The sequence below is a fragment of the Mesorhizobium sp. M0077 genome (assembly GCF_040322955.1).
Taxonomy (GTDB): Bacteria; Pseudomonadota; Alphaproteobacteria; order Rhizobiales; family Rhizobiaceae; genus Mesorhizobium.
This window is the reverse complement of the sequence record NZ_JAMYUL010000024.1, coordinates 25,013-41,508: the sequence shown is the minus strand read 5'-3', so window position 1 is coordinate 41,508 and position 16,496 is coordinate 25,013. Positions and strand designations below refer to the sequence as shown.

Annotated in this window: 13 protein-coding genes; 11 read left to right on the top strand and 2 right to left on the bottom strand. The window is 62.4% G+C overall.

The genetic code is table 11. The features are described from left to right. Window positions 1–54 precede the first annotated feature (54 nt). Window positions 55–1,200, top strand: a complete 1,146-nt coding sequence (locus tag NKJ57_RS29115) for a pyridoxal phosphate-dependent aminotransferase (protein WP_352513680.1) — start codon at window positions 55–57, stop codon at window positions 1,198–1,200. 16 nt (window positions 1,201–1,216) lie between these two features. After that, complete coding sequence (locus NKJ57_RS29110; protein WP_023667481.1) at window positions 1,217–2,146, top strand: glutaminase; 930 nt, start codon at window positions 1,217–1,219, stop codon at window positions 2,144–2,146. Between the two features lie 93 nt (window positions 2,147–2,239). Here NKJ57_RS29110 and NKJ57_RS29105 read toward each other — a convergent pair whose 3' ends face one another. Continuing rightward, complete coding sequence (locus tag NKJ57_RS29105; protein WP_352513681.1) at window positions 2,240–5,158, bottom strand: Rne/Rng family ribonuclease; 2,919 nt, start codon at window positions 5,156–5,158, stop codon at window positions 2,240–2,242. 647 nt (window positions 5,159–5,805) lie between these two features. Here NKJ57_RS29105 and NKJ57_RS29100 point away from each other — a divergent pair. The 5 genes from NKJ57_RS29100 (at window position 5,806) to NKJ57_RS29080 (ending at window position 12,218) form a co-directional block, all read left to right on the top strand. Further along, window positions 5,806–7,065, top strand: coding sequence for an N-acetylmuramoyl-L-alanine amidase (locus tag NKJ57_RS29100; RefSeq protein ID WP_352513682.1), 1,260 nt, complete (start codon window positions 5,806–5,808; stop codon window positions 7,063–7,065). 213 nt (window positions 7,066–7,278) lie between these two features. Continuing rightward, the gene (locus tag NKJ57_RS29095; protein ID WP_352513683.1) at window positions 7,279–9,735 is read left to right on the top strand and encodes a penicillin-binding protein 1A; all 2,457 of its coding nucleotides are present in this window, start codon (window positions 7,279–7,281) and stop codon (window positions 9,733–9,735) included. A 130-nt stretch (window positions 9,736–9,865) separates the two neighbouring features. Then, a protein-coding gene (gene prfB, locus NKJ57_RS29090; RefSeq protein ID WP_155922402.1) for a peptide chain release factor 2 occupies window positions 9,866–10,997 on the top strand; the annotation gives its coding sequence in 2 pieces (ribosomal slippage) (window positions 9,866–9,931 and window positions 9,933–10,997; 1,131 coding nt in all). Between the two features lie 118 nt (window positions 10,998–11,115). Next, a complete protein-coding gene (locus NKJ57_RS29085) occupies window positions 11,116–11,535 on the top strand; it encodes a GFA family protein (RefSeq protein ID WP_023751011.1) in 420 nt (139 codons plus the stop codon). A gap of 287 nt (window positions 11,536–11,822) precedes the next feature. Continuing rightward, on the top strand, window positions 11,823–12,218 hold the full coding sequence (locus tag NKJ57_RS29080) for a hypothetical protein (protein WP_023751010.1): 396 nt from the start codon (window positions 11,823–11,825) through the stop codon (window positions 12,216–12,218). Window positions 12,219–12,272: 54 nt separating this feature from the next. On the opposite strand, the gene NKJ57_RS29075 is transcribed toward NKJ57_RS29080, so the two are convergent. After that, window positions 12,273–13,142 carry an NmrA/HSCARG family protein gene (locus NKJ57_RS29075; RefSeq protein ID WP_023667473.1) on the bottom strand — a complete coding sequence of 290 codons (870 nt, stop codon included), beginning with the start codon at window positions 13,140–13,142 and terminating at the stop codon, window positions 12,273–12,275. A 103-nt stretch (window positions 13,143–13,245) separates the two neighbouring features. Here NKJ57_RS29075 and NKJ57_RS29070 point away from each other — a divergent pair, with 103 nt between their 5' ends. From NKJ57_RS29070 to NKJ57_RS29055, 4 genes are all read left to right on the top strand, one after another. Continuing rightward, window positions 13,246–14,136: a LysR family transcriptional regulator gene (locus NKJ57_RS29070; protein WP_023681487.1), complete on the top strand. Its 891-nt coding sequence runs from the start codon at window positions 13,246–13,248 to the stop codon at window positions 14,134–14,136. A gap of 147 nt (window positions 14,137–14,283) precedes the next feature. After that, window positions 14,284–14,652, top strand: a complete 369-nt coding sequence (locus NKJ57_RS29065; RefSeq protein ID WP_023667471.1) for a GFA family protein — start codon at window positions 14,284–14,286, stop codon at window positions 14,650–14,652. 151 nt (window positions 14,653–14,803) lie between these two features. Further along, window positions 14,804–15,454 carry a YiaD family glycine zipper/OmpA-like lipoprotein gene (locus NKJ57_RS29060; protein ID WP_023667470.1) on the top strand — a complete coding sequence of 217 codons (651 nt, stop codon included), beginning with the start codon at window positions 14,804–14,806 and terminating at the stop codon, window positions 15,452–15,454. Between the two features lie 237 nt (window positions 15,455–15,691). Then, the gene (locus NKJ57_RS29055) at window positions 15,692–16,300 is read left to right on the top strand and encodes a hypothetical protein (protein WP_023751009.1); all 609 of its coding nucleotides are present in this window, start codon (window positions 15,692–15,694) and stop codon (window positions 16,298–16,300) included. Window positions 16,301–16,496 lie beyond the last annotated feature (196 nt).

Below are 16,496 nucleotides of genomic sequence, written 5' to 3'. Positions count from 1 at the left end.
CTGCCGCCGGTTGATGGCTTCGAGCGGCGGGCCGGACGGAAAGATTGAGGTCAAATGGTAGTTTCGCTGTCGCGCCGCGGTGAAGTCGAGCCGTTTCACGCCATGGACATTCTGACCGAAGCCAACCGGCTGAAGGCGACGGGCGTGCCTGTCGTGTCCATGGCCGTCGGCCAGCCATCCGATCCGGCGCCCGTGGGCGTGAGGGAAGCAGCCGCAAATGCGCTGAAGATCGGACGCATCGGCTATACCGACACGCTCGGTCTGGCGGATCTGCGCAAGGCGATCGCCGGACATTATGGCGATCATTACGGGATCGATGTCGCGCCGAACCGGATCGCCGTGACCACGGGATCGTCGGCCGCCTTCAATCTGGCCTTCCTGGCGATGTTCGATCCCGGCGACCGCGTCGCCATCGCAGCACCCGGCTATCCCGCCTACCGCAACATTATGGCGGCGCTCGGCATCGAGATCGTCGAGATCGAGCTCGGCAGCGACGCCTATCTTCATGCCGAGCATTTGAAGGCGGCGCATCGGGAAAAACCGCTGAAGGGCGTGTTGTTCGCCAGCCCGGCCAATCCGACAGGTGCGGTCATTCCCGTCGACGACTTGTCGGCACTGGTGAGGACAGCCGAAGAACTCGGCATCGCGGTGATATCGGACGAAATCTATCACCGGCTGGCCTATGCGGCGCCCGACACCACGGCGCTGGCCTATGGCTCAGGCGTGACGGTGATCAATTCCTTCTCGAAATATTATTGCATGACCGGATGGCGCATCGGCTGGATGGTGCTGCCGGAAGCTCTGGTGAGGCCGATCGAGCGCATCGCCCAGAGCCTCTACATCTCGCCGCCGGAACTGTCGCAGATCGCGGCGATCGAAGCCTTCAAGGCGACGCAAGAGCTGGAAGCGGTAAAGGCGCGCTACGCCTGGAACCGCGAGCTGTTGATGCGGCGCCTGCCGGAACTCGGATTTCCCTTGGCGGCGCCGATGGACGGCGCCTTCTACGCTTTCTGCGATGTTACCCGGCATACCAATGACAGCATGGCCTTTGCGCGCAAGATGCTGGCCGAGGCGCATGTGGCGGCGACGCCCGGCCGCGATTTCGATCCACTTCAGGGCCAGGGCACGATGCGCTTTTCCTATGCCGGCAGCCATGACGACATGGTCGAGGCGATGGCGCGCATCGAGCGCTGGCTGTGAAATAGCGGGGACGAGCATGCCGGATCTTGAACAAGCGCTGGCCGATGTCGCCGCCGAGATGGCCGAGCGCACCGATCGCGGTGACGTCGCCACCTACATTCCGCAGCTCGGCAAGGTCGATCCGAAGAAATTCGGCATTGCCGCCGTGACCAATGACGGCCGCGTGCTGGTCGCCGGCGACGCCGACCAGGCGTTTTCGATCCAGTCCATCTCCAAGGTGTTTACGCTTACGTTGGCGCTCGGCAATGTCGGCGACGCGCTGTGGCAGCGTGTCGGACGCGAGCCGTCGGGCAATCCGTTCAACTCGATCGTGCAACTCGAGCATGAGAACGGCATTCCGCGCAATCCGTTCATCAATGCCGGCGCCATCGTCGTGTCCGACATACTGCTTGCCGGCCACCAGCCGCGCGAGGCGATCGGCGAAATCCTGCGCTTCATCCAGTTCCTTGCCGATGACGAAACCATCATCATCGACCGCGAGGTCGCGGCTTCCGAACGCGCCACCGGCTATCGCAACTTCGCGCTTGCCAACTACATGAAATCCTTCGGCAATCTCAACCATGCACCGGAGCTGGCGCTGGGCGTGTACTTCCACCATTGCGCCATCGCCATGAGCTGCCGGCAATTGGCGCTGGCCGGCCGCTTCCTCGCCAATGGCGGCAGAAACCCGGCAACCGGGCACTCCGTGGTGTCTGCCGAGCGGGCGCGGCGCATCGGCGCCATGATGCTGACCTGCGGCCACTATGACGGTTCCGGCGATTTCGCCTTCCGTGTCGGCATTCCCGGCAAAAGCGGCGTCGGCGGTGGCATATTGGGGATCGTGCCGGGTGTTGCTTCGCTCGCCGTATGGTCGCCGGGCTTGAACGCCAACGGCAATTCCAAGCTGGGGTCGATCGCCTTGGAAAAACTGGCCAGGATGATGAACTGGTCGATTTTCGCCCCCTGACGCCTTCCGTCATTCGCGCATGCAAAAATCCCGCGCCGTGGTTTGAACGGCGCGGGATTTTTGTCAGGAACCTATCTTAATCGGCTGAATAGCTTAGAAAAAGCCCTTCCGCTGCCACCAGCCGGCGCGCTTCGGCTTTTCCTCGGCCTTTGCCTCGTCGGCAACGCTGGAGGAAACCACCGGCACCGCGGAGGTATCCGCGGCCACGGCTTTGCGCCGTGACGGGCGAGCCTTGGCGGGCTCGTCGTCGACGGTCGTTTCCGTGGCGGCATCGGCCGCAGCGGGGGCGGCTGCTTCGACGGCAGCTTCCGGTGCAGCCTCGGCCGCCGTCTCATCGGCGACTTCCACCACAGCCTTCTTTGCCCTTGAAGCGCGCTTCTTCTTCGGCTTTTCGGCTGGAGCGTCGTCGTTCGCCGCGGCGGGAGCCGCTGCTTCTTCAACCGCTACGGCTGCTACGGGCTCGCTTGCGGCCGTTCCGACTTCAGCGGCCTCGGCCACCGAGGCGGTTTCGCCGGCTTCGGTCTCCGTGCCGTCTTCGCGACGATTGCGCTTGCCGCCGCGCTTGCCGCGACGGCGCTTCTTGCCCTGGGCGTCATCTGATGCTTCCACCGTTTCGACGGCGCCAACCTGGGCTTCGTCTTGCTGTGTTGCATCGTCAGCGCCTGGTTCAGCGGCAAAGTCGTCGCTTGCCGCCGAAACCGAAGCACCTTCGGCGCCATGCTCGTGATCGCCATGTTCGCGTTCGCGATCCTTGCCGCCGCGCCGCCTGCGGCGCTTGCGACGCTTGCGATCGCGGCCTTCGCCGTCCTCAGCCGATCTCGGCTGCTGCTGCTGCGACTGCGGCTGCGCCTGGCGCGGCTGCTCGGCCTGTACCACAACCTCGTCGTCTTCCTCCTCGATGACGATCTCGTCCTCGGGCTCTTCCGGCTCGACATAGGCCGGGAAGGTTCGCGCTTCGACAAAGCCTTCCGGCTTTTCGGCAATGGCGCCGCGGAAAATCGCATAGTGCTGGACACCGACCGTGTCATCGGCCTCGACGGTGATCGTCAGACCAAAGCGGCTTTCGAGTTCCACCAGCGTGCCGCGCTTGTGGTTGAGCACATAGAGAGCGGTCGCCGCCGGGGTTCGCACCGTGATGTGGCTGCGCGAATCCTTGAGCAGGAATTCCTCGATCGCCCGTACCACCATCAGCGCCACCGACGAATCGGAGCGCACATGGCCGGTGCCGCCGCAATGCGGGCAGGGCTTCATGGTCGATTCCAGCACGCTGGCGCGGATGCGCTGGCGCGACATCTCCATCAGACCGAAATGCGAGATGCGGCCGACTTGGATGCGGGCTCGGTCGTTCTTGAGGTGATCCTTCAGCCGCTTCTCGACGGAGCGGTTGTTGCGGTTCTCCTCCATGTCGATGAAGTCGATGACGATCAGGCCGGCGAGATCGCGCAGCCTTAATTGCCTGGCGACTTCTTCCGCCGCTTCAAGGTTGGTGTGGAGAGCGGTGTCCTCGATCGAGTGCTCCTTGGTGGAGCGGCCCGAATTGACGTCGATGGCGACCAGCGCCTCGGTCTGGTTGATGATGATATAGCCGCCGCTCTTCAGCGTCACCTGCGGCTGCAGCATGCGGTCGAGCTGCGCCTCGATCCCGTTGCGCACGAAGATCGGCGTCGTGTCGCGGAACGGCTGAACCACCTTGGCGTGGCTCGGCATCAGCATGCGCATGAAATCCTTGGCCTCGCGGTAGCCTTCCTCGCCGGAGACAAGAATCTCGTCGATATCCTTGTTGTAGAGGTCGCGCACCGAGCGCTTGATCAGGCTGCCTTCCTCATAGACGAGGGCAGGGGCGGTGGATTGCAGCGTCAGATTGCGGACGTTTTCCCAAAGCCGCATCAGATATTCGTAGTCGCGCTTGATTTCCGCCTTGGTGCGGCTTTCGCCGGCGGTGCGCAGGATGACGCCCATGCCCTGCGGCACTTCGAGATCGGCAACGACCTCCTTGAGGCGCTTGCGGTCGACGGCACTGGTGATCTTGCGCGAAATGCCGCCGCCGCGTGCGGTGTTGGGCATCAGCACGGAATAGCGGCCGGCAAGCGACAGATAGGTGGTGAGCGCAGCGCCCTTGTTGCCGCGCTCTTCCTTGACCACCTGCACCAGCAGGATCTGCCGGCGCTTGATGACTTCCTGAATCTTGTACTGGCGGCGCACCGGCTTGCGGCGGCTGCGCACCTCTTCCAGCGCATCCTCGGCGCCTACGGATTCGATCTCGTGGTCGTCCGGATGCGAGGACTGCACCTCTTCCAGCATGCCGCGATCATTGTCCTCGGAGGTGGCTTCGCCACTTGCCTCGCTGGACGACCTTTCGTCACCCGGCTCCGCCGCAGGGACAGCTTCGGAGATCACATCCGCTTCGACGCTTGCCGCGATCGATGTCGGGCCGCCTTCCGACGGTTCGGTCCCGGATGTCTCGGCGTCGGAGGCTTCGCTGCCGCCATGCCCGGCATGATCGTCATGCCCGGCGGTATCGGCCGCGGCATGCTCGGAAGCAGGCTCTTCGGAGACGGCATCGCTGCCGGCATCGCCATGTTCGCCGTTCTCATCATCGGCGCCGGCGTCGCGCTTGTGTTCGCCGCGCTCACGACCCTTGCCGCCGCGCCGGCGGCCGCGCCGGCCGCGATCGCGGCTCTGGCGGTCGTCGCCCTCATTGTCCTCGTTCTCCTCGTCCTCGGCTTCCTGCGCTTCAGCGCGCAGCAAAGCCTGACGATCGGCGACCGGGATCTGGTAATAGTCGGGGTGAATTTCACTGAAGGCGAGGAAACCGTGACGGTTGCCGCCATATTCGACAAAGGCTGCCTGAAGGGAAGGTTCGACGCGCGTTACGCGGGCGAGATAGATGTTTCCTTTGAGCTGCTTCTTGTCCTGAGATTCAAAGTCGAATTCTTCAATACGGTTACCGCGGATAACGACAACGCGTGTTTCCTCCGGGTGGGAGGCGTCTATCAGCATTTTGTTGGGCATTATTTCGTTTCCTCCCGGCAGCCGTCAGCCGCAGCTTGCGAGGCAAAGCCCGCTGCTGCGTGTCTGCGATGTGGGTGCCGGATGTCTGAATGTCCGCCGGACGCCGCTTGAGCGCCATGGCGGTGCCGCCCGCAGCCACAATGGCGCGGTTTGATGCGGACCTTTCCATGATTGCGCTTGAAGCCATCGTCACCAGCAGAACCTTTTGAACCAAAGCCCGGACGAACCGGACCAGCTTGTTTGCTCATACAGAGCCGGCACGGGAACAAACCCGGCCGTTTTCCTCACGCAGGCGATTCCCCCGCCACGGGCGCACACCTGCGAAATTCGTCGCGATCACCTAAGCCTTTTCGCTGGAGCGAAAGGAGCCGCCTTTCATCTGACCTGTAGCAGGAAGCTGCGGGAGAAGCGGTTCCAGGATTGCAGTGATCCACCATCGCTTTTATGATTTGACGGGGTGGAAGGCAACCCCGATTTCGGATGCCGGCAAAAAGCAGTGCCGTAACGGAAGCACAGGCCTTAATCCTCGATGAAAAGGCTTGGTTAACCTTCTCTGGATACCAATCGTTAATCGAGTCTGCGGCCTGACCGGCATTTCGACCAACCACGCGGGCGCAAGGCGCCAAACCGGGAGCGACTGCAAAGAAATGGGACTGGCGGGCACCACAGACAAGGGCCATGGCCGTGCAGGCCATTTCCTGCGCGCTGCCGGTGTGCTGTTGCTGCTGGCGCTTTGCCTTGCTTTTGCGCCGGTTTCACGCGCCGCCGATGCGCCACTCGGCGCCACCGCCTACAAGATGGCCGGCGACGCAACCAAGATGCGCATCGTCATCGATTTCGACCGCGAGCCCGACATCAAATGGTTCCTGCTGCGCGGCCCCAACCGGCTGGTCGTGGACCTGCCGCGCACCCGATTCGCCATTGGCGCGAAGGACGCCAAGGCCCGCGGCCTGGTCAAAGCGGTGCGTTATGGCGATCAGGGCGAGGGATCGCGGCTGATCCTGACCGGCAAGGGGCCGTTCTCGGTCGACAAGCTCGACGTGCTCAAGAACGAGGACGGCGCAGGCTATCGCATCGCCATCGACGTGTCGGCAGCCTCCGACCGCGAGTTCGACGAAGCCCTTGCCAACCAGGCGCTGACCACCGGCTCGACCGTCTCCACCGACAAGGGCTCCAGGGTCGGCACAGGGCCGATCTCCAATCCCGGGCATCGCTTCACCATCGTCATCGATCCCGGCCATGGCGGCATCGACGGTGGCGCCGAAGGCCTCAACGGCACCATCGAGAAGAACGTGACGCTGGCCTTCGCCACCGAACTGCGCGACAAGCTCGCCGCCGTCGGCAACTACGACGTGTTCATGACGCGCGATTCCGACGAGTTCCTGCGGCTCGATGACCGCGTGCGCATCGCCCGTCAGCACGAGGCCGACCTTTTGATCTCGATCCATGCCGACACGATCAGCGTCAAGGGTATCAGAGGCGCCACCGTCTATACCGTCTCCGACAAGGCATCCGACCCGGAAGCGCAGGCGCTTGCCGACCGCGAAAACCTCTCCGACCAGTTCACCGGCATGGTGATCAAGGACGACAACAAGGAAGTCACCGACATACTGATCGACCTGATCCGCCGCGAGACGCATAATTTCTCGATGAGCTTTGCCCACACTCTGGTCGGCCAGTTGTCCACCAGCGTCGGCCTGATCAACAATCCGCAGCGCTCGGCCGGCTTCAAAGTGCTGAAAGCGCCCGATGTGCCGTCGGTGCTGGTCGAACTCGGCTATCTCTCCAACGCCAAGGATGAGGCGCAACTGCTCGACGCCGACTGGCGCGGCAAGGCGGCGCAGAGCATCACCAACGCCATCGCCCTGTTTGCCTCCGCCAAGATGGGAACGGGAACCGGAGGCTGAGATGGTCGCCGCCGCCCACAACCGGAGGCAGCGTTGCACGCCGACAACACCAGGCGCTTTTATTTCCGGTGGGGGATGCCGAAACCGGGCACTGCCGTATTTTGCCCACATGGTGGCGACATGGGTTTTCCATCACGGATCGGGACCGTTGCGAAGGCTTGCGCGAAAGGCGGCTTCGTCTAGGAAATTCCCGGACCTCGGACTGGAGCGGGCATGATTCGTCTTATCGGCTATTTCTTTGGTATCGGCACGACGCTGGCGCTTATCGTCGCCGCGGGCGTGGCGATATACATCAGCCATCTGTCGAAAGACCTGCCCGACTACGAGGTCCTGGCCAAGTACGAGCCGCCGGTGACGACCCGCATCCATGCTTCCGACGGCTCGCTCATGGCCGAATATGCGCGCGAACGGCGGCTCTATCTGCCGATCCAGGCGGTTCCGGACCGGGTCAAGGCGGCGTTCCTGTCGGCCGAGGACAAGAATTTCTACAACCATCCCGGCATCGACATCACCGGGCTTGGCCGCGCCATCTACGTCAACCTGCAGAATCTGGGTTCGGGCAGGCGCCAGGTCGGCGCCTCGACCATCACCCAGCAGGTGGCGAAGAACTTCCTCTTGTCCTCGGACCAGACCTACGAGCGCAAGATCAAGGAGATGATCCTGGCCTTCCGCATCGAGCAGGCTTATTCGAAGGACCGCATCCTTGAGCTCTATCTCAACGAAATCTTCTTCGGCTTCGGCGCCTATGGCGTTGCGGGCGCGGCACTGACCTATTTCGACAAGTCGGTCAACGAACTCACGGTCGCGGAAGCCGCCTATCTGGCGTCGCTGCCGAAGGGGCCCAACAACTACCATCCCTTCAAGCATGCCGACCGCGCCATCGAGCGCCGCAACTGGGTCATCGACCAGATGGTCGAGAACGGCTACGTGACGCGCGAGGAAGGCGACAAGGCCAAGGCCGAGCCGCTCGGCGTGACGCCGCGTCGCAACGGCTCTTATTTGTTTGCGGGCGAATATTTCACCGAGGAAGTGCGCCGCCAGATCATCTCGCGCTATGGCGAGAACGCGCTCTATGAGGGCGGCCTTTCGGTGCGCACGACGCTCGATCCGAAGATCCAGCTCATCGCCCGCAAGTCGATGCAGAACGGCTTGCTCAAATACGACACGCTGCGCGGCTATCGCGGACCGGTGACGCATATCGATGCTTCCGGCGACTGGGGCGTGGCGCTGGGCAACGTCAAGGGGCTGGAAGACGTGCCGGAATGGTCGCTTGCCGTCGTGCTCGACAGCTCCGCGACCGGCCTTTCCATCGGCCTGCAGCCGACGCGGCAGATTTCGGGCGATATCGTCAAGGAACGCATCGAAGGCGCCGTCAGCAAGGAAGACATGAGCTTTGCCATGCGCCATGTGGTCGATGGCAAGACGGTCAAGGCCAAGTCTCCGGCCGATGTACTGCAGCCCGGCGACGTCATCTTCGTGCAGAAGAACGAAGGGTCGGAAGGCGCCTACACGCTGCGCCAGGTGCCGGAAGTGGAGGGCGGCCTGATCGCGATGGATCCGCATACCGGCCGCGTGCTGGCCATGGTCGGCGGCTTCTCCTATGCGCAGTCGGAGTTCAACCGTGCCACGCAGGCGATGCGCCAGCCGGGATCGTCCTTCAAGCCGATCGTCTATTCGGCCGCGCTCGACAATGGCTATACGCCGGCCTCGGTGATCATGGACGGACCGATCACCATCCAGAGCGGCACCACGACCTGGACGCCGAAGAACTATGACGGCACGGTGGCCGGCCCCGCGACCTTGCGCTCCGGTATCGAAAAGTCGCGCAATTTGATGACGGTGCGGCTCGCCAACGACATGGGCATGAAGCTGGTGGTGGAATATGCCGAGAGGTTCGGCGTCTACGACCATCTGGCGCCGTATCTGCCGATGGCGCTGGGCTCCGGCGAGACGACGGTGATGCGCATGGTGTCGGCCTATTCGATCATGGCCAATGGCGGCAAGTCGATCAAACCCTCGCTCATCGACCGCATCCAGGACCGCTACGGCAAGACCGTGTTCAAGCAGGACGAGCGCGGCTGCGAAGGCTGCAATGCGCCCGAATGGAACAACCAGCCCGAACCGGAACTGGTCGACAATTCCGAGCAGGTGCTCGATCCGATGACCGCCTACCAGATCACCTCGATGATGGAAGGCGTGGTCCAGCGCGGCACGGGCGCCACCATCGCCGAGCTTGGCCGCCACATCGCCGGCAAGACCGGAACGACCAATGACGAGAAAGACGCCTGGTTCATCGGCTATACGCCGAACCTCGTCGTCGGCCTCTACATGGGTTACGACACGCCGCGCGGTCTTGGCCATGGCGCCACCGGCGGCGGTCTGGCGGCGCCTATCTTCAAGGACTTCATGCGCGTTGCGCTGGACGGCACGCCCAATGTCGACTTCAAGGTGCCGGAAGGCATGAACATGGTCGCCATCAACCGCAAGACCGGCATGCGTGCCGCGTCGGGCGATCCCGGCACCATCATCGAAGCCTTCAAGCCCGGCACCGGCCCCGCCGACAGCTATTGGGTGATCGGCATGGGCGCCGACGGGTCCAACGGCGCCGGCGGACCGCTATCGCCACAGGCTACGGAAGCCATCCAGGCACCCGGCGGCGGACTCTACTGACGACCTGATTTTTTACGTCGAATGGGCTGGCTTGTTGAGCCGGCCCATTTCGCTTTACAGGCAGCAATGCCGTGCCTATGTATCGCGCCGACCCAAGCGCCACTTCAAAAACAGGACAGAACAACCAGCCATGCGCGCGGAAACGCAGAATATTGTCGACGAGATCAGGCAGGCGATCACCCTGCTGAGGAGGCATCTTTGACTGGGATCAGGCCATAAAGCGGCTTGAATACCTGAACGTGCGCGCCGAGGATTCCAGCCTCTGGAATGATCCGCTGGAAGCGCAAAAGCTGATGCGCGAGCGCCAGGGCCTCGAAGACGGGATCGCCGGCGTCAAAAGCCTGACTCAGGCGCTGGAAGACAATATCGGCCTGATCGAACTGGGTGAGGAAGAGGGCGACCAGAGCGTGATCGCCGAGGCGGAAGCAGCCCTCCGCTCGATGCAGGGCGAGGCCAAGGCCCGCCAGGTCGAGACGCTGCTGTCGGGCGAGGCCGACGCCAACGACACCTATCTCGAAGTCCATGCCGGCGCCGGCGGCACCGAGAGCCAGGACTGGGCCTCGATGCTTCTGCGCATGTACACGCGCTGGGCCGAGCGTCGCCGTTTCAAGGTCGAAGTGCTGGAAGTCCATGACGGCGAAGAGGCCGGCATCAAGTCCGCCACGCTCCTGATCAAGGGCCACAATGCCTATGGCTGGCTGAAGACCGAGTCGGGCGTTCATCGCCTGGTCCGCATTTCACCCTATGACAGCAATGCGCGCCGCCACACGTCCTTCTCCAGCGTCTGGGTCTACCCGGTCGTCGATGACAGGATCGAGATCGACGTCTCGGAATCCGATGTACGCATCGACACCTACCGCTCATCCGGTTCGGGCGGCCAGCACGTCAACACCACGGACTCGGCGGTTCGCATCACCCATATCGCCACCGGCATCGCGGTTGCCTGCCAGGCCGAACGCTCGCAGCACAAGAACAAGGCGAAGGCCTGGGAAATGCTGCGCTCGCGCCTTTACGAGGAAGAGCTGAAGAAGCGCGAAGCGGTGGCCAATGCCACAGAAGCGTCGAAGAGCGACATCGGCTGGGGTCACCAGATTCGTTCCTATGTGCTGCAGCCCTACCAGTTGGTGAAGGACCTGCGCACCGGCGTCGAGAGCACCAGCCCGTCGAGCGTGCTCGACGGCGACCTCGACGACTTCATGGAAGCCTCGTTGTCGCAGCGCATCGAGGGCGGTGCCGGTGAAGCCGTGGCCGACCTCGACTAGGATATGTTCATATTCAGCTGAGGCCGGCCTGCGAATGGATGATACCTGCGCTTCCGCCACTTTCGACTCGGCTGACTTGAATAAGAACATCCCTTGGCGGGGGAGCGAAGGAGGAACCATGACTCGCAGGCTCACCGGCAAATGCTTTTGCGGCACGGTTCAGTATGAAGTGGCGGACGAGTTCGTCTATGCCGCGATCTGCCATTGTTCGAACTGCCGGCGCACCACAGGTTCCGCCTTCAAGCCCTTCGCCGGCATCGAGCGCGAGAAACTTGCCCTTGCCGAAGGGCATCACGGGCTCATCCATTTCGGCGATGGCAGCGGCCACGATGCGCATTGCAGCCGCTGCGGCTCGTTGCTGTATTCGCTGGTCCGCGACGGCGCCTATGTCCATGTCGCCATGGGCACGCTGGTCGACGATCCGACGATCCGGCCGACCGCGCATATTTTCGTCGGCTCCAAGGCGCCATGGTTCACCATCGCCGACGACTTGCCGCAATATGAAGGGCATGTGATCGCCGGTCCAGACGACGTATAGGCTGGAACCACATACGGCCAATCCCGTTGTTTCGATGCCCGTCTGCCGGGAGTTGAGCCTGGCCTTGGATCTCGTCAGCGGTTGCAGATAGCGGCGTAGTTGTGCGGCCTCGCGCAGCAACTTCTTGCGCCGACCTAGGAATCAGCCCAGCATCCGAGGGCTGGAAGAGAAAAAGCATTTATGGCCGGACGCGGCATATCTGCGACCTGACGATCCGGCCACTGGGAAGACACGTTCCGGGAACGGGCAAGCGAAACGCTTGATGCTCGTTTGAAAGGAACGCTTCCATGTCTGCTGCCACTCTCCGATCGGCCAGAGCCGTTCAACCGGCTGGCCGACTCCTGTTTTCCTTGTTCGTGACCCCGATCTTTGCAATCGAGATGCTTGCTGCGGTGCTGACCGCACCCGCCTTCGCCCATGACGCCAAGCCTACGGCGGCGAAGCCGCAAGGCTGGAGTTATCCCTTCGCCTGCTGCGCAAACTACGACTGCCGCACCACCCATACCGGCGAGGTGCTGGAAAAGCCGGAGGGCTATGTCATCGCCGGAACGGGGGAGGTCGTTCCGATGAGCGACAAGCGGGTCAAGGATTCACCCGACGGCGATTTCCACTGGTGCGCGCACCAGGCCGGCCTCGACGCAGGCAAGACGATCTGCCTGTTCGTGCCACCGCGTTCCTACTGAGTTCTGTTGGCAGTTCTCATCGGAAGGCCGGCCTTGGTGCTGAAGGCGCTTGCGTCAGACGGAAGCAGCGAGTGCTGAGGCGAAGTCGCGATACGGCCGCAGTGGGCGACCCAGAAGTGCCGTCAGGCGCTCGACGTCGCCGGTCTCGGGCAGCATCCCGTCGGTAAAGAAACGCTCGCCCATCAGGCGCATGTCGTAGGCCATCCAGGCGGGCAGGAACTGCTTGAGATTTTGCTCAAAACCCTCCGTATTGTCGCCGCTGTAGCTGATCGGGCGGGCGAGTACGTCTGACCAGATTGCGGCAATGTCCGTCCCGGTCAGTGTCTGCGGACCGACGAGGTTGATCCTCTCGAACGCAAGCGGCTCCTTGGACCGTTCGCGACGCAGCAGCTCAAGAGCGGCGATCTCGGCGATATCGCGGGCATCGATCATGGCGAGACCCTTGGGGCCGATCGGCATTGGGTAGGTGCCGTAGCCGGTGATGACGTCTTCGACCGTCAGATCGTTCTGAATGAAGTAGGCCGGGCGCAAGATCGTAGCTTTGAAGTCCATCTGTTCGATCATTCGCTCGACGCCGAACTTGCCCGCGAAATGCGGCACGTTCACATAGACGTCAGCGTGGATCACCGAGAGATAGACGATCCGCTCGATGCCGGCCGATCGGGCGACATTCAAGGCGATCAAAGCCTGGGTGAATTCGTCCGGCACCACGGCGTTCAAGAGAAACAGCGTGGAAACGCCAGACATGGCTTTGCGCAGCGAATCGACATCGAGAAAGTCGCCTTGCACGACGGATACGCCTGCCGGAAAACTGGTTTTCGACGGATCGCGCACGAGAGCACGCACATCGGCGCCGCGCTTGGCGAGCTGTTCGACGACTTGGCGGCCGATATTGCCGGTGGCGCCGGTAACGAGAATGGTCATGGAATTTCTCCTGTTGGGTTGCTTGACAGCCCCAATATGTGTGGCTCACAAAGAGCCCAGTAGACGGCAATTTTAGACACGTCGTCTCACTGGTGGGACAGTCATGGATCTTTTAGCCCTTGCCGATTTTAACCTCGTGGCCCGCCATGGCGGCTTCGGCAAAGCGGCAAGGTCCACCGGCCGGCCCAAAGCAACATTGTCCCGGCGGGTTGGCGAATTGGAAAGCAGTCTCGATCTGCGTCTGTTCGAACGGGGTGCGCGTAACCTGAAGCTGACCGAAGAAGGACGGGCGCTCTTCGAGCGGACGGGGGCGTTGCTTGCCGAGCTGGACGAGACGGCATCGGCGATTGCCTCGGGCGGCCAGAGACCCAAGGGCAGATTGCGGATCAGCGCGCCTTTGCATTTTTCGCAGACTGCAATGGGGAGGATCGCCGCGGGATTTGCCCTGAGGTATCCTGAGGTGAGGCTTGAAGTGACCACCGAAGACCGGCATGTCGACATGATCGAGGAAGGCTACGATCTGGTAATCCGGGTCAATCCGGATCCCGATGAAAGCCTGGTCGGACGGGCGTTTCTCCGCGACCGCCTGGTCGTTGTGGCGAGCCCGGACCTTCCTCGCCCGGCCGATGGGCTCGCCGCTCCTGGCGTTGCGCGCGGGACAGGCGAGCGGCAAACATGGCAGGTGAAGACACCAGGTGGCCGGGCAACACTTAGAATCGAGCCGGTCCTCGCCTTGTCGACGCTCATCATGGTCCGGGATGCGGTGCGAGCCGGCATCGGCGCAGGACGGCTTCCCATTTCGTTGGTGGCCCACGACCTGGCTGACGGCACACTGGTGAATTGGGGGGATATTGACGGCCCCGAAATTTCTCTATGGACGCTCTACCCCTCCCGGCGGCTGCTCAGCGCGCGCGTGTCGGCGTTCCTGGATTTTCTGAAACAGGCTTTCCCAAACGGGACGCCGGACGAACTGGCCGCCTATATCGGCAGGTGACGACGATTGGGAGGTGACGACGGGCCTGCTTCAGCCAGAGCGCCGCTCGGCTCGATCGATCAGAGCCTGCTGACAGACAGTTGTCAGGAGCCTTCCTTTATGGTGCCTTGCCGCATGGGTGGCGGGCAACGGAGAGGAAAGCTTTTCATGACCATCAAGGCCAGCTGTCATTGCAAGGCGACGACGTTCGAGGTTTCGCAGGCGCCCGAGACGGTAACACAATGCACCTGCTCGTTCTGCTCCAAGCGCGGTTCGCTGTGGGCTTACTACGTTCCGTCGCAATTCAAGCTCACCAGCTCGCCGGAAAACGTTTCCTTCTATCAATGGGGATCGAAGACCGTCAAACACGGGTTTTGCGCCATTTGCGGCTGCGGCACCTTCACCGAAACGCCGGACTGGTCGACCGGAAAACCGGACTTCGACAATCCCAAGATCTCAGTCAATTCGCGGCTGTTCGACGATTTCGACCTCGATAAGGTCGAGGTGGTCGTCATTGACGGCAAGAACCTCTGGTAGGCCAGCGCCAACTGCCGAAGCAGAAGTGTGGCGCGAGCGGGGAGAAGCCGCTTTCGCCGCTCGGTTTTTCGCCGCATTTCATGTTACAAGACCGGAGAAGGGCTTATATGCGCGAGCCGCAAAGGCCGCGCTTTGGAGAGGGACGATCCTTATGAAAAAGACTGTGCTCGTCGCCGTTGCGACGGCTGTGCTGGTGAGTGCCTGCACCACGACCGATCCGTACACCGGGGAGCAGAAGGTTTCGAACACCGCAGCCGGCGCCGGCCTTGGCGCCCTGGCGGGCGCGGGCCTCGGCCTGCTTGCCGGCGGCAATGACCGCCGCAACGCGCTGATCGGCGCCGGTATCGGCGCGCTGGCCGGCGGCGCCATCGGCGCGACCATGGACCAGAACGAGGCTGAACTGCGCCGCCAGCTCGAAGGCACCGGCGTCAGCGTCACCCGCACCGGCGACCAGATCATCCTCAACATGCCGTCCGACATTACTTTCAACGTCGACCAGGATGCGGTGAAGCCTGGCTTCTACCAGGTGCTGAACTCGGTTGCGCTGGTGCTGAAGAAGTTCAAGCAGACCACGGTCGACGTGTTCGGCCACACCGATTCGACCGGCGGCGACGAACACAATTTCGATCTGTCGCAGCGCCGCGCATTGGCGGTCGCCAACTATCTCTCAGGGCAAGGTGTCGATTCGCGCCGCTTCGCCGTCACCGGTTTCGGCAAGACCCGTCCGATCGCGTCCAACGGAACGGCGGCCGGCCGTGCGCAGAACCGGCGCGTCGAGATCCAGCTTTCGCCGCTGACCTGAATTGTTCGGCATCGAAATGCGAAGGCGGCCCCGCAAGGGCCGCTTTCTTTTTGGGCTCCTGTGGTCGGCCAAAAGGTCTAACGCATTAGAGATTTCTAATAATCCCTTTCCGGAGGCCTTGGAAGGGATTAGCATTGGTGCGTTTCCAGAGGGGATGGGGCGGTACAAACGGCCGCGCAGTCACTTTTAGTCGGCCCCGGTCCTGCACGGCCAGATAAGGAAATCTGGGAGGAATGCATGACAAGAACAGCTCGTCTTGGGCGTTGCGGCGTCCTCATTTTGACAGGTCTGGCCTCAGCTTGGTGCGCAGCCGCCACGGCTCGAGCCGAGGACGCCAACAAAGCCGACATCGAAGCTTTGAAGAAATCGCTCGCCAAATATGAGGACTACACGGTCGCCGTCCGCGACCTTTATCTGTCGACTGTCGGGTGTGTCTATTACAGCGGGGACAGGATCGAGGGCGCTATGGACTATCCGAAGGGCGCTATGGGCATCCATTTCGTCAACGTCCCGAGTGTCGGTCAGAAACTCGATCCGATGCGCCCCAATGTGCTGATCTACGAGCCGACCAAGAAAGGCTTGAAATTGGTTGGCGTGGAATGGCTGATGCCCCTGACGCCAGACACCAAGGAACCTCCAAAACTATTTGGCCAGACCTTCATGGGACCGATGGAAGGGCACTATCCGCTCATTCCGAGGGAGTTCGTCCACTACGACCTTCATGCCTGGCTGTTCAGAGACAATCCGAACGGCATGTTCAGTCCGACCAACCCGAACGTGAAATGCAGCAAGGCAGAGTTTCCGATGCTGGAAGAGCCGACCAAGATGATGCCCGGCCCGATGTGACGGACGGGCCAGGATAGGAGCTTGCCAAGAGTGCAAGCTGGCCGGCTGCATTTGAGAGTGCTCGGGATCAGGCTCGGACGACGATCGGCATGAGGGCCGGCGCGCATGAAGGCTGCCCGCTTGAGGACAGGTATCTGGTCGCGGAAGCCGACAATGGCGCTGCGAGCCGTCAGTCGAAGGTAAAAGCGGCCCGCAA